At 71.0% G+C, this 511-nt stretch carries 1 protein-coding gene; it reads left to right on the forward strand.

The window, feature by feature from the left end; genetic code table 11:
* Positions 1 to 28: 28 nt before the first annotated feature.
* Positions 29 to 511: GTP-binding protein (locus tag ACXJKJ_RS32325; protein ID WP_457395854.1), on the forward strand; the 483-nt coding region annotated here is incomplete at its 3' end.

Raw genomic sequence — 511 nt, forward strand, 5'->3', positions numbered from 1 at the left:
GCGTGCGCCAGCGTGGCGGAGGCTGAGCGTGCGCGAACACAAGATCGTGGTGCTGGGCACCATGGGCTGCGGCAAGTCGACGTTGGTGCGGGCGATCGCCGCTGGTGCGGTCATCGACACCGACGTGCACAACAGCGACCGCCAGGGTGCGGACAAGGCGTCGACCACGGTGGCGATGGACTACGSCGACATCGACCTGCCSRRCGGCGACCGSCTGCGGCTGTACGGCACGCCMGGWCAGMMSCGKTTCGACTTCCTGTGGCCGATCCTGCTGCAGGGGGCCAGCGGCGTGGTCCTGCTGCTGGATGCCACCCGCAGCGCGGCGGTGGACGAGTTGACGGCGTACCTGGCGATGCTGCAGCAGCATGCGGCGCAGGTGCCGGCGGTGATCGGTGTGTCGCGGCTGGACCTGGCTCCGCAGTTCGACCTGGACGCCTGCGCGGCGCAGGCCGGGCGCGAGGGCCGTTGGTTGCCGGTGGTGCCGGTGGATGCGCGTGATCGCGAACAAGGG

Source organism: Roseateles sp. P5_E1, from assembly GCF_054049335.1.